The 12,313-nt window shown below is 68.7% G+C and carries 15 protein-coding genes, 1 tRNA gene and 1 pseudogene; 2 read left to right on the top strand and 15 right to left on the bottom strand.

The window, feature by feature from the left end; genetic code table 11:
* Nucleotides 1-409, bottom strand: a pseudogene (locus tag H5399_RS08565) (DNA polymerase I); the annotation flags it as partial.
* A gap of 38 nt (nt 410-447) precedes the next feature.
* Here H5399_RS08565 and H5399_RS08560 point away from each other — a divergent pair.
* Nucleotides 448-852 (top strand): PaaI family thioesterase, encoded by a 405-nt coding sequence (locus tag H5399_RS08560; RefSeq protein ID WP_182782624.1) that lies wholly within the window; start codon nt 448-450, stop codon nt 850-852.
* Nucleotides 853-1,153: 301 nt separating this feature from the next.
* Here H5399_RS08560 and H5399_RS08555 read toward each other — a convergent pair whose 3' ends face one another.
* On the bottom strand, nt 1,154-1,552 hold the full coding sequence (locus tag H5399_RS08555; RefSeq protein ID WP_182782623.1) for a hypothetical protein: 399 nt from the start codon (nt 1,550-1,552) through the stop codon (nt 1,154-1,156).
* Nucleotides 1,553-1,566: 14 nt separating this feature from the next.
* Nucleotides 1,567-2,145 carry an ANTAR domain-containing response regulator gene (locus H5399_RS08550; protein ID WP_182782622.1) on the bottom strand — a complete coding sequence of 193 codons (579 nt, stop codon included), beginning with the start codon at nt 2,143-2,145 and terminating at the stop codon, nt 1,567-1,569.
* Nucleotides 2,146-2,278: 133 nt separating this feature from the next.
* Here H5399_RS08550 and H5399_RS08545 point away from each other — a divergent pair.
* A tRNA-Leu gene (locus tag H5399_RS08545) sits at nt 2,279-2,361 on the top strand.
* Between the two features lie 57 nt (nt 2,362-2,418).
* Here the strand turns inward: H5399_RS08545 and pyk are convergent.
* From pyk to H5399_RS08485, 12 genes are all read right to left on the bottom strand, one after another.
* Nucleotides 2,419-3,846, bottom strand: coding sequence for a pyruvate kinase (gene pyk / locus H5399_RS08540; RefSeq protein ID WP_182782621.1), 1,428 nt, complete (start codon nt 3,844-3,846; stop codon nt 2,419-2,421).
* Between the two features lie 67 nt (nt 3,847-3,913).
* A complete protein-coding gene (locus H5399_RS08535) occupies nt 3,914-4,834 on the bottom strand; it encodes an RluA family pseudouridine synthase (RefSeq protein ID WP_182782620.1) in 921 nt (306 codons plus the stop codon).
* Complete coding sequence (gene lspA / locus H5399_RS08530) at nt 4,831-5,376, bottom strand: signal peptidase II (protein ID WP_370585723.1); 546 nt, start codon at nt 5,374-5,376, stop codon at nt 4,831-4,833. The genes H5399_RS08535 and lspA overlap by 4 nt, the downstream gene beginning before the upstream one ends.
* Nucleotides 5,340-5,765: a TraR/DksA C4-type zinc finger protein gene (locus H5399_RS08525; RefSeq protein ID WP_182782619.1), complete on the bottom strand. Its 426-nt coding sequence runs from the start codon at nt 5,763-5,765 to the stop codon at nt 5,340-5,342. The genes lspA and H5399_RS08525 overlap by 37 nt, the downstream gene beginning before the upstream one ends.
* A gap of 105 nt (nt 5,766-5,870) precedes the next feature.
* Complete coding sequence (locus H5399_RS08520) at nt 5,871-6,812, bottom strand: DivIVA domain-containing protein (RefSeq protein ID WP_182782618.1); 942 nt, start codon at nt 6,810-6,812, stop codon at nt 5,871-5,873.
* Between the two features lie 111 nt (nt 6,813-6,923).
* Nucleotides 6,924-7,208, bottom strand: a complete 285-nt coding sequence (locus H5399_RS08515; RefSeq protein WP_182782617.1) for a YggT family protein — start codon at nt 7,206-7,208, stop codon at nt 6,924-6,926.
* A 3-nt stretch (nt 7,209-7,211) separates the two neighbouring features.
* Nucleotides 7,212-7,664 carry a cell division protein SepF gene (locus H5399_RS08510; RefSeq protein WP_182782637.1) on the bottom strand — a complete coding sequence of 151 codons (453 nt, stop codon included), beginning with the start codon at nt 7,662-7,664 and terminating at the stop codon, nt 7,212-7,214.
* Between the two features lie 107 nt (nt 7,665-7,771).
* Nucleotides 7,772-8,911, bottom strand: coding sequence for a cell division protein FtsZ (gene ftsZ / locus H5399_RS08505; protein WP_182782616.1), 1,140 nt, complete (start codon nt 8,909-8,911; stop codon nt 7,772-7,774).
* 109 nt (nt 8,912-9,020) lie between these two features.
* Nucleotides 9,021-10,058 carry a hypothetical protein gene (locus H5399_RS08500; RefSeq protein ID WP_182782615.1) on the bottom strand — a complete coding sequence of 346 codons (1,038 nt, stop codon included), beginning with the start codon at nt 10,056-10,058 and terminating at the stop codon, nt 9,021-9,023.
* Nucleotides 10,055-10,663: an ATP-binding cassette domain-containing protein gene (locus tag H5399_RS08495; protein WP_182782614.1), complete on the bottom strand. Its 609-nt coding sequence runs from the start codon at nt 10,661-10,663 to the stop codon at nt 10,055-10,057. The genes H5399_RS08500 and H5399_RS08495 overlap by 4 nt, the downstream gene beginning before the upstream one ends.
* On the bottom strand, nt 10,654-11,700 hold the full coding sequence (locus H5399_RS08490; protein ID WP_182782613.1) for a hypothetical protein: 1,047 nt from the start codon (nt 11,698-11,700) through the stop codon (nt 10,654-10,656). Before H5399_RS08490 ends, H5399_RS08495 begins: the two co-directional genes overlap by 10 nt.
* Before the next feature lie 3 nt (nt 11,701-11,703).
* A complete protein-coding gene (locus H5399_RS08485; protein ID WP_182782612.1) occupies nt 11,704-12,273 on the bottom strand; it encodes a hypothetical protein in 570 nt (189 codons plus the stop codon).
* Between the last annotated feature and the right edge of the window lie 40 nt (nt 12,274-12,313).

Below are 12,313 nucleotides of genomic sequence, written 5' to 3'. Positions count from 1 at the left end.
CCGAGACGATGAAGACGTCGTAACCTTCCGCCTCGGCCTTCGTCGAGAGCGACGCGATGATGTCGTCGGCCTCATAGCCCGGCATCTCCAGGTAGGGCACGTTGAGCGCGTCGAGGACGTCCTTGACCAGCGCCACCTGCCCCTTGAACTCCTCGGGTGACTTGGCGCGGTTGGCCTTGTACTCCGGGTACTGCTCAGTCCGGAACGACTCCCGCGCCACGTCGAACGCCACCACCAGATGCGTGGGCTGCTCGTCGCGCAGCACATTGATCAGCATCGAGGTGAAGCCGAACACCGCGTTGGTGTGTTGCCCCGTCGTGGTGGCGAAATTCTCCACGGGCAGCGCAAAGAAAGCGCGGTAGGCCACCGAATGGCCATCGATCAACAGCAGCTTGCCCGAGTCAGTCACACCGGCGAGCCTACCGAAGGTGTGGAAGAGTGCGGCCCATGAACAGCGTGCCCCCCTGGCTGCCCGACATCACCTCGCCCCTCGACGACAAGCTGGGCGTCGAGATCACCGAGCTGACGCCCGAGCGCGTCGTCGGCTCGATGCCCGTGGAGGGCAACCTGCAGCCGTTCGGGCTCCTGCACGGGGGAGCTTCGGGCGTCCTGGTGGAGACGCTGGCGTCGATGGGGGCGATGGCGCACGGCTATCCGGACCGCGTCGGTGTAGGGGTGGACCTGAACGTGACGCACGTTCGGGCGGCCAGGACGGGGCGCGTGACGGGGACGGCGACCGCGATCCACCTGGGCCGGTCCATCGCCACGTACCGCGTCGACATCGTCGACGACGAGGGTCGGCTCACTGCGACGGGTCGGTTGACGTGCCACATGATCTCGCCGCCCCGGTAGTTCGGTCGCTCTCGCCCCACCGTCGAGCCCGCTCCGAGCCACCCAACTGAGCACGACACGCCGCCCGAGTCCGCTCACACCCACACCCCTGGCCAAGCAACGCGCTTCCGACGGCGTTTCGTGCCCACCCCACCGATGCGCCCGCCCCACCGTCGCGCCCCATGCCGAGGCACCCACCGGAGCACGACACGCCGCCCGAGTCTGCTCCCACCCACACCCCTGGCCAAACAGAGAGCTTCCGACGGCGTTTCGTGCGCGACCTGCGGCCTGTCCACAGCCACGCGACGGGGTGGGTCGTGCCTCAGGGAAGGAACAAGGACTCGTACGGCGCAATGCGGACCAGCCCGTCGGCGCGCCCGGCCAGCCGCGGCTCCCCACACACCAGGGCATCCGCCGCAAGCCGCGTCACCGCGACATACTCCGCATCCCGCAGCGACTCCCAGCCGTGCTCGAGCGCCATCTCCCAGGCCAACCGCCGCGACACCCGGTCGTTGAGTACCCGAAGCTTCGCCTCAGCCACCCGATCCAACAGTCCCAGCGCATCCCGCCTGTCCAACCCGTCGCGGACGCGAGCGAGCACCAGCTCGAGGGCCTGGGCCCGGACAGGGTTGGGCGCGACGAGGCTGTGGTCTGGGTGGACCGGAACCCCGCCGTCGATGATCGACAGCAGGACGGGGGCGTCGACGACGAATCGAGTCACCGCGACCCCGCGCGTTACTTCTTCTTGTGCGAGATGACGCCGTCGGCGACGTCGCGCATGGACTTGCGCAGATCCATGGCGGTCTTCTGGATCCAGCGGAACGCCTCGGGCTCTGTGAGTCCGAGGTCCTGCTGCAGGATGCCCTTGGCCTGGTCGATGACCTTGCGCGACTCGAGGCGCTCCTCGAGCGAGACCAGCTCGTCCTCGATGGCCTTGATCTCCTGGAAACGGCCCAGCGCGATCTCGATGGCGGGCACCACATCGGAGGCGCCGAACGGCTTGACGACGTAGGCCATGGCGCCGGCCTCGCGCGCGCGCTCGACGAGGTCACGCTGGCTGAAGGCGGTCAGCATCACGACGGGGGCGATGCGCTCCTCGGCGATGATCTCCGCGGCGGTGATGCCGTCCATCTTGGGCATCTTGACGTCCATGATCACCAGATCCGGCTCCAACTCACGGGCCAGCTTGACGGCCTCTTCGCCGTCGCCGGCTTCGCCGACCACCTCATAGCCCTCCTCGGTCAGGAGTTCCACCAGGTCCAGGCGGATCAGCGCCTCATCCTCGGCGACGATCACTGTGGGCTTCTTATTCATCCGTTGGTCACTTCTTTCTGGCGGCCGGCCGCAAGAGGGCCTGAAATACCTGCGCTGATCCTACTCGGCATTGCCGCGGGATTCCCACTCAGCGCCGAGGGTGGGCGGTGTGGCACAATGTTTCACGCGCTGCGCCCGGGTGGCGGAATGGCATACGCGGACGGCTCAAACCCGTCTGGCCGAAAGGCCTTAGGGGTTCGACTCCCCTCCCGGGCACGAGCAGGAACGCAGAAAGGGAGCCCCGAGGGGCTCCCTTTCGCTGTTGTGACGGGCTCAGCTGAGTTCGCCGAGCTCCTTGACCTTGTGCACGCGCAGGGTATTCGTCTTGCCGGGGATGCCCATGGGCGAGCCCGACACGATGACGATGCGCTCGCCAACTTCGATCATGCCGCGGTCACGCAGGTGGCGGTCGACGGCCTCGACCATCTCCTCCTGCTCCGCGAACTCGGGCGTGATCTGGGTGTCCACGCCCCACGACAGGGTCATGGTCTGCTGGGTGGAGCGCTCCGGCGAGAACACCAGCATGGGGATGGGGGAACGAAGCCGCGACAGCCGGCGCCCCGTATCGCCCGACTTCGTGAAGGCCACCAGGTAGCGGGCGCCGATGCGCTCGGCCACCTCGGCGGCGGCCTTGGCCAGGATGCCTCCGGTGGTGTGCGGGTCCCAGTCGATGATGTGGATCTCGGCGTGGCCCTCGCGCTCGGTCTTCTCGACGATGCGCGCCATGGTGGAGACGGTCTCTACCGGGAAGTCACCGACGGAGGTCTCGCCCGAGAGCATGACCGCGTCAGCCCCGTCGAGGATGGCGTTGGCGACGTCAGAGGCCTCCGCGCGGGTGGGCCGCGGGTTGGTGATCATCGACTCCAGCATCTGGGTGGCGACGATGACCGGCTTGGCCCACTTGCGGGCGGCGCGGATGATGCGCTTCTGCACCAGCGGGACGTCTTCGAGGGGCAGTTCGACGCCCAGGTCACCGCGGGCGACCATGAACATGTCGAACGCGTCGATGATGTCCTGCAGGTTGGCGATCGCCTGCGGCTTCTCGAGCTTGGCGATGACGGGGACGTGGCGCCCCTCCTCGTCCATGATCTCGTGCACGCGCTTGATGTCGTCGCCGGAGCGGACGAAGGACAGCGCAACCATGTCGATGTCCTGGTGGAGGGCCCAGCGGAGGTCCCGCTCGTCCTTGTCGCTCAGGGCGGGGACGGACACCGCGACACCTGGCAGGTTGATGCCCTTGTTGTTGGACACGGGGCCGGGGACGGTGACGACGCACACCACGTCGGTGTCGGTCACTTCGAGGGCCTGGAGGCCCACCTTGCCGTCGTCGATGAGGATGTGGTCACCCACATGGACATCGCCCGGAAGGCCCTTGTAGGTGGTCGAGCAGCGCTCGACGGTACCCAGGATGTCGTCGGTGGTGATGGTGAACTGGGCGCCGGTGGCGAGGAAGACCTTCTGGTCATCCACGAAACGGCCCAGGCGGATTTTGGGGCCCTGGAGGTCCGCGAACACACCCACAGTCTTGCCGACGGCCTCTGAGGCGGCCCGCACATTCCTGAGGCGGTTTCCGTGCTCCTCGTAGTCTCCGTGGCTCATGTTGAGACGGGCGACGTTCATGCCCGCGTTCATCAGCTCGATCAGGCGGTCAACGGTCTCGGCGGAGGGGCCGAGGGTACAGACGATTTTTGCTCTACGCACGGGGCAACCCTACCGGAATGGGTGCCGTAGCGCAGCGGGGGTGGCGCCAACGACACCACAGGCGGGCTCAGCCCTCGCGGACGATGTCCAGCGCGCGACTGAGGTCCGGCGGATACGGCGACCGGAAAGTGACCTGCTCCCCTGAGGTCGGGTGGGTGAACCCGAGCTCGACGGCGTGCAGCCATTGGCGCACCAGCCCCAGCCGGGCCGCGAGCACCGGATCTCCACCGTAGAGGGGATCGCCCGCGCAGGGATGTCCGATGGCGGTCATGTGGACCCGGATCTGGTGGGTGCGCCCGGTCTCCAGGTGGATCCGCAGCAGGGTGGCGGAGCGGTGTGCCTCAATGGTCTCGTAGTGCGTCACGGAGTGGCGGCCCCCCTCGACGATCGCCATCTTCCAGTCCGACCCGGGATGGCGTGCAATGGGGGCCTCGATGGTGCCCTCGAAGGGATCCGGATGCCCCTGGACAAGGGCGTGATAGGTCTTGGCGACGGTGCGGTCGCGGAACGCCTGCTTGAGCACGCTGTAGGCGATCTCGGACTTGGCCACCACCATCAGCCCGCTGGTGCCCACGTCGAGGCGTTGGACAATCCCCTGCCGCTCCGCGACACCCGAGGTGGAGATCCGCACCCCGGCCGCCGCCAGGTGCTCCACCACAGACGGCCCGTCCCAGCCGACGGTGGGGTGCGCCGCCACGCCCACCGGCTTGTCGACGACCACCAGGTCCGAGTCCTCGAACACGATCCGGACCCCGTCTGCCAGGTGGGGGGAGACCCGCACCCCGGCGGGGGCCGCATCGTCGGCCAGTTCCAGGAGCTCTCCGCCGGATACGCGTTGGGACCCTTTGGCCACCAGCACCCCGTCGAGCTGCACTCCCCCGGCCTCGATGATCGACTCGATGCGGGACCGGCTGTACCCGGAGACTCGGGCGGCCGCGGCGTCGATCCGCTCGCCGGCGAGTGCGTCCGGGACGATGAAGACGCTCACGCGTCCGCCTCGGCGGCTTGCTTGGCCTCCGCACGCTCGTCGCGGAATCCACCGATGACGATGAGCGCGGCCGCGGCGGTGATGCAGACGTCGGCGACGTTGAAGATCGCGCCGAAATACTGCAGCTGGAACATGTCGATGACGTGTCCGCGGAGGAACGAGGGCGGTTGTGTGATGCGGTCCACCAGGTTTCCGGTGATGCCGGCCAGCAGCAGGCCCAGCGCCACACCGTGCCACAGCCTGGTGATCCGGGGCAGAGCAACGACGAGGCAGGCCGTGAGGGCCACGATCGCGAAGATGGAGAACACGATGGTGGCCTGCGCCCCCATGCCAAAGGCGGCGCCAGGGTTGCGGATGAGGTTCAGCTTCAGCAACTGGCCGACGAATTCGACCGGTTGGCCGGGCTCGAGGAAGGCCACGCTGGCGATCTTGACGAGCTGATCCACACCGAGGCCGAGGAGCCCGATGCCGACGGCGATCCGCCGGATGCCGCGGCGTCGGGGGGTCAGCGCCGTTCCTCGCGCTGCTTGCAGGTGACACACATGGTGGCGCGGGGGAACACCTGGAGGCGACCCTTGCCGATGGGGTTGCCGCACACTTCGCAGTTGCCGTACTCGCCGCTGTCGAACAGGTGGATGGCCAGCCTCAACTGCTCGGCCATCTCACGCACGTTCTGTGCCAGCGACAACTCCTGATCCCGCTCGAAGTTGCTGGAGCCGACGTCTGCCGGATCTCGTCCGGCGCCGTCTGTGCCGCCCTTCAGGAGCGCCTCCAACTCGGCTTCGGTGACCTCGATCCGGCGTTCGAGCCGCTCCAGTTCGTCCTGAAGTTCGGCGCGCTGCTCTGCGACCTCTTCGGGCGTCCAGGGCTCCTCTCCCTCGAGGACCGGCAGCACCGCGTTGGGGTCTGCGGCTTTCTTCGACGTGGGCATTCTGTGCTCTCCTGTCAGGGCTGTTCGGGAAGGGTACACCACCGGCCGGTCAAGTCAACAGGCCGACGCCCGTGGGCGCCGGCCTGTGTGGTGATGCTGGGGTGACTAGCCCTGATCGCCGCCTGCCAGCGCGTCGAGGCGCGGGGTGCCGGACTGCCCCTGGGCGAGCTCGGGCACGTCCTCCGGCTCCGACTTCGCCCCGTCCAGGGTGCTCATGAAGCGGTGCAGGACACTGGACATGTTCTCGCGGAAGCTGGCTTCGAAGCCGCGCAGGTGGTCCACCTTGGTGGTGAGCTCGCCCTGCTCGCGCTCCAGGTCCGCGAAGAGTTCGCGACGACGCTCGGCCGCCTGGTGGTCCACCGCAGCGGCGCGCGTGGAGGCTTCGTGGGTCATCTGCTCCGCGTTGACGCGGGCCTCGGACTCGATGCGCTCGGCCTTGGTGCGGGCGTCGGTCTTGATCTCACCGGCGCGCTGTTCAGCCTCATCCAGCTTGCGCTGAGCCTCCACCTGGGCCTCGTTGACGAGTGTGGTGGCCTGCTCTGTGGCCATCTGCAGCAGGCGGGTGACCGCGGGCGCGGCCTCGGCGCTGGAGGTGACGGTGAGGTGCTCGGCGCCGCCCACGGAGGTGACACGCTCGGAGCGCAGCCTGTCGTACTCGGAGCGCACCTGCTCCAGCTGGTTGCGCAGCTGCTCGTTCTCTGCCGTGAGCTCGCGGATCCGCTGCTCGGAGGCCGAGAGCGCTGCGTTGGCGTCTCCACCCTCGCTGAGGGCGCCGTTGAGCCGGTCCACCTCTGAGCGCAGGGACTCGATCTCGCGGTCCTTCTCCTGGAGCGCTGGCCCCGCCGAGGCTTCGTCGCCGCCCGAGACGCTGGCCTGCTGAACCGACTCGAGCTCGCGGCGCATGCGCTCGCGCTCCTTGTCGAATTCGTCGAAGGTCAGCTCCACCTTGTCGATGAACGTGTCAACGTCACCCACCTGATAGCCGGTCTCGCCACGGCGCGACATGCGGAAGCGGATCTGGCGAACCTCATCCAAGGTCAGGCTCATTGTTGCTCCAATAGATCGAAAGGAATCGGGCCGGACAAGCCCGGCTCAGTTTCAGGCTAGCGTAGCGCTTCGCGCCTGTGCCAACAGCTAACGGACGGGTTCAACCTTCTGTTAGAAGGGAATGAATCCCACGAATGACTGCAGGATCTGCAATCCGATGAACAACACCAGCACGCTGAGATCCAACGACACGTTGCCGATGCGCACGGGCTTGATCACCTTGCCGAGCGCCTTCACGGGCGGGTCGGTCAGCGTGTAGACGAACTCCACGATGACGAGGATCAGCCCCTTCGGGGTCCACTGGGGCGCGAACATGGGGATCCATGAGAGGAGCACCCGGGCCAGCAGCACCCAGATGTAGAGGCCGATCAGCCACCAGAGGATGTAGGCGACCACGGGTCAGCTCTGATTGAAGAAGCCACCGGTTGCGATGCGCTCCTTGTCTTCAGGCCCTACCACAAGGTTGTGCGGGCACAACAGGAACACCTTGCTTGAGACGCGTTCAATGTTTCCGCGCAGACCGAAGATCAGCCCCGCGGCGAAGTCCACCAGCCGCTTGTCGTCGCCGTCCTCCATGTCCGAGAGGTTCATGATCACTGGGATCCCGTCGCGGAAGTTCTCCCCGATCACCCGGGCCTCGTTGTAGGAGCGGGGCCGGACGCTGACGATGCGGCTGAGATCGGCCACTTCCTTCTGCGCGGCCGGCGGCACCACGGTGGGGCGGCGCGTGGGAAGTGAAGCGACCTTGCTCATCTCTTCGCTCTCCTCATCCACGTAGACGTCGTCGGTGAGCTCCGCGTCGTCGTCACGATGGTCCTCGTCACGATAGCGGCCGTCCTCGACGAGACCCATCCACGCGGCAAGCTGTCGAACGCCCACGGTGCCTCCTTCATAGATATGGGAATGAGGCTAGCGCCCGTTTGCAACTGTGGGGCGGGCGACGCACCGAAGCGCGCCGATCACTTCATGAAGTCGGGCACGTCCAGGTCGTCGTCGTCCATCGGGCGGGGCGAAGGCTGCGCCGTCGGTGCGGGGCGCTGGCCAGGCATGGGGCTGACCTGCGGCGCGTTGCTGACCGGAGGCTGCGACGAGGGGCGCGACGGCTGGCCCGCGCGTTGCTCGACCGGGCGGGCCTGGCGCTTCTGGGGCTGGCCACCGTCGAAGCCGGCGGCGATGACGGTGACCCGTACCTCGTCGCCGAGGGCGTCGTCGATCACGGTGCCGAAGATGATGTTGGCCTCGTCGTGCGCGGCCTCCTCGATCAGCTGGGCCGCGGCAGAGACCTCGAACAGGCCCAGGTCCGAGCCGCCCGCGATCGACAGCAGGACGCCGTGTGCGCCATCAATGCTGGCTTCCAGGAGGGGGGACGAGATGGCCATCTCGGCGGCGGCGCGGGCGCGGTCCTCGCCGCGGGCCGAGCCGATGCCCATGAGGGCGGAGCCGGCCTGGCTCATGATCGATTTGACGTCCGCGAAGTCCAGGTTGATCAGGCCAGGGGTGGTGATGAGGTCCGTGATGCCGGAGACGCCCTGCATCAGCACCTGGTCGGCCTGCTTGAACGCGTCCAGAATGGCCACCTGGCGGTCCGTCATCTGGAGCAGCTTGTCGTTGGGGATGACGATGAGGGTGTCCACCTCTTCGCGCAGCCCCTCGATCCCGGTCTCGGCCTGGGAGGAGCGGCGACGGCCCTCGAAGGAGAAGGGGCGCGTCACCACGCCGATGGTCAGCGCACCCAGCGAGCGGGCGATCTTGGCCACGATGGGCGCGCCGCCGGTGCCGGTGCCGCCGCCCTCTCCGGCGGTGACGAAGACCATGTCGGCGCCCTTGAGCGCCTCCTCGATCTCATCGGAATGATCTTCGGCGGCCTGGCGGCCCTTCGACGGGTCTGCCCCGGCGCCGAGCCCGCGGGTGAGTTCGCGGCCGATGTCCAGCTTCACGTCGGCGTCGCTCATCAGCAGCGCCTGCGCATCCGTGTTGATTGCGATGAACTCCACACCGCGGAGCCCGGCCTCGATCATGCGGTTGACGGCGTTGACGCCGCCGCCCCCGACGCCGACGACCTTGATCACCGCGAGGTAGTTCTGAGATGCGCTTGCCATGCCCCGAAGGCTATGGGAGCGCCACGTCCAGCGTCCAACGCCACGTCGTATTCGATCAGGATTGACCTCAAGTGCTACTTCAGGGTTGAGACATCGGCGCGCCGACGCTTCAACCCACCCGCGCGCGAAGGTAGTTGTCCAAGGGCCGACGGCGGTGCCAGCCGAGCGACAGAGCCGCCGCCAAGCTCGCCCCCAGGGGCGCCGACAGCGCGATCGGCAGCAGCTCGGCGAGCGGCACAGCGGCCGCCGCGGACCACCGGAAGGCGGCGGCGATCACCAGGATCGACCCTCCCAGCGCGGCACCGGCGGTCCCCCATGCCAGGGACTCGATCAGCGACTGGGCCGCATGGGCCGCCGCCGGGACCCCCGCTGCCCGAGCGGAGATGGCTTCGACCGCCCTAGCCCGCCAGGAGAGCCACCCGACGACGGCGCCACAGATCAGCGCGAGCAACCAGGCATAGGCGCGGACACCGCCCGTCGGCGCGCTCAGCACCCCGCCGGCGGCCGGATTCAGCGGCGTCACGGCCAGGTTCGCGTCCTCGGTGGACGCCAGCGCCACCACCGTCAGCCACGAGGGGGCCTCGCGCCTCGGGTCCGCGAGCCGGACCCAGCACTGGTCGGCGACGTCGGTCAGGCCGCCCTGCACGATGCCGGCCCCGACAGGGGATCTGCGTCCGTCCTCGGGCCAGGCGAACGTCGCGTCGACGGGGGTCAGGTTGCCCTCCATCATCAGGCGGGCGCCCAACGCATCGCTGAGTGCCGACGCCGCCACCACCGACGCGGCACCTCCGGTGTGCCACTGAATCCAGGAGCGCGAGGCCGAGAAGAGCTCCAGGTCGTGGGCGGGCAGAACGGTGAGGGCCACGGCCCCCTCGCGGCGCACGGCGCCTGACGCCTCCACCGCGGACGACCCACGCAGAGCGTCGCAGCGACGCACGTCGATCGCGCCGGGTGCCTCGACGATGACGACGTCGCCGCCCATGGCGACATAGCGCTGCTCCTCCGCCTGGACGACCCAGGACTCCTCCATGGCCACGAGCCCGAGGACCGCCACGATGACGGCCACCGCGAGGCTGAGGGGGACGGCGTGCGCGGCCCCGGTGATCAGGTTGACGCGCGCCTCGCGCGCCACGAGCCGGGCCCTCACCCGTCCCCCGACGGTCCCGACAGGCGGAAGGCCTGGCCACAGGCGTCCGCCACTCGTGGGTCGTGGGTGGCCACGATGAGGGTGGCGCCCAGGTCCGTGACGCGACGCAGCGAGGCGACCACCGACATGGCGTTGCCGGCGTCGAGGGACGCCGTCGGCTCGTCGGCGAGGATGAGGTCGGGTTGCTCGGCCATGGCGACCGCCAGCCTGATCCGCTGCGCCTCGCCGCCGGACATCTCAGAAAAGGGTCGGTGCAGCGCACCGTCGAGTCCCAGTGTCGCGGCGATCCGTTCGGCCTCATGCCATCCCGTCGTCAGGTCGGCGCCGCGTGCCCACCAGGGCAGCGCGATGTGGTCGATGACCGTGCGCGCACCCACGCCGTGGGGGGTCTGATGGACCAGGCTGATCCTCGTCGTAGGCGGGATCTCCACACTCCCCTCGGTCGGAGCCAGCGTTCCGGCAAGGATGCGCAGCAGGGTGGACTTCCCGCTCCCGGACGGACCGACCACGGCCACGCTCCCCTGCTGCGGTACCGAGAACGAGACGTCCCGGAACAGCCACGCATCGCCGAATCGGTGCCCGAGCGCACGCACGCTCACGGGCATCGCGACGCCACATCGGGGTCGAGTCGAACGGCCGATGGTGCCGATCCGCCCGGGAACTCCACGAGTGTCCTGCCCAACCTGGAGCTCACCACCGTGACGGACAAGGCGGTTCCCGAGTCCGAGATCACACAGGGGGCAGCCGTGCCGGGCAGGACGGCGGATGCGGGGACGACCCCGACCTCCAGCGTCTCCGCCAACCGATACGTGCCCACGATGGGCACCTGCCCACCGGTGAGCCTCCACTGGGAGTAGGCCGCCGTGCCCATCAGCGCGGTGATGTCGGGCTGGCTGGTCACCCGGTCGTCCTCGACGATGACCTCGATGTCTTCCACGACGAGGTGTCGGGGCCCCTCGATCGATCCGACGGCGGTGGGGTCGACGGCGAAGGCCGTGACCGAGGTCAGCCCTCCGATCCGCTGATCCGTAGCCACGCGCGACCCTCGTGGGCTCGCGCAGCTCTGCCAACTCATCGGCGACTCCGGAAGCCACAGCAGCGCCGAAGCCGGGATCTGATCAGCCTTCTCCGGGACCTCGACCAGCGCCGTCAAGGCCCGCCAGCTGGCGTCGGTGAAGGCCTCGCCAGGGTTGTCGGCGAGCGCGCCCGCCGCGACCAACGCCGCCTGCAGATCGGCCACGGCCGCGCCGCGGTCCAGCCTGCCCACAGGTGTCGTCCACGGCAGCTGCGTGGAGAGCGCGACGGTGGTGGTCGTGCCCTCGGCGGACCGCACCCGGAACACGGGAGCCGCGGACGCCAACTGCAGGCCGGGTTCGCAGTCGGTCCAGATGAGGATCCCCTCCGCCCGGGCGTCTACGGCCAACTCCGGACCCTGGGTGACGGTGAGCGTCACCTGGCGCGCGTCGTCGAAGCCCTCCGGGCTGACGGCCACCGAGTCCGGCCTCGACGACACCGCCTTCGCCTGCCGCCCAACGACCATCGCCCCCACCGCCACGGCGGCGCCGGCGAGGAGCGCCGACAGCAGGATCAACAGCACCACCACCGAGCGGGCCGGCGGCTGGGCCCCGGCGGGGCGCGTCACCGGCTACTCCCCCTTGGGCAGAGCATCGCCCAGGGTGAGGCAGTCGAGGTAGAGCTGGAGTCCGGGCCCGTACGCCGTGTCGGCGGACGTCTGGTCGCGCTCCAGATCCGCCACGCTGTAACCCTCGCCGACGACGCCCATCCGCTTGAGGCACCGGACCGTGACCTCCGGCTGGGAGTCTCGCGCCGGATTACCACGAATCTGCACGAACCAGGGCTCGATGATGTCGATCGTCCCTGGGCGACAGGTCTCCGCCGCCTGGTCCGCGTCACCGCTTCCCGTGCTGAACCCCGCGAACTGGCCGTGGCTCTCCGTCATCTCGATGGCGACGCCGAGTCCATCCATGCACTCCTGGAACGCGGCGAACGCCTCGCGGAACTCCGCTTCGGTGATGGCACCGTCGCTCAGGATCTCGCGCTCCAGCGGCGAAGTGGCCCCCTGAGCTGCCCGGATCACATCCTCCCGCCACTCAGACGGCGCCGGCTCGACGGTGGGCGAACACCCTCCGGCGAGGAGCAGAGCCGCGAGCGGGAGGAGCGCCAAGCGCCAGGTCAGCGACGCACTCCTCGTCATTGCATTCATTCGACCCCCGCGGTGAATTTTCGACGCGACA

The sequence above is a fragment of the Tessaracoccus sp. MC1627 genome (assembly GCF_014164725.1).
Taxonomy (GTDB): domain Bacteria; phylum Actinomycetota; class Actinomycetes; order Propionibacteriales; family Propionibacteriaceae; genus Arachnia.
Note: the sequence above shows the minus strand (reverse complement) of the source record. Positions and strands in the feature narration are given on the sequence as shown.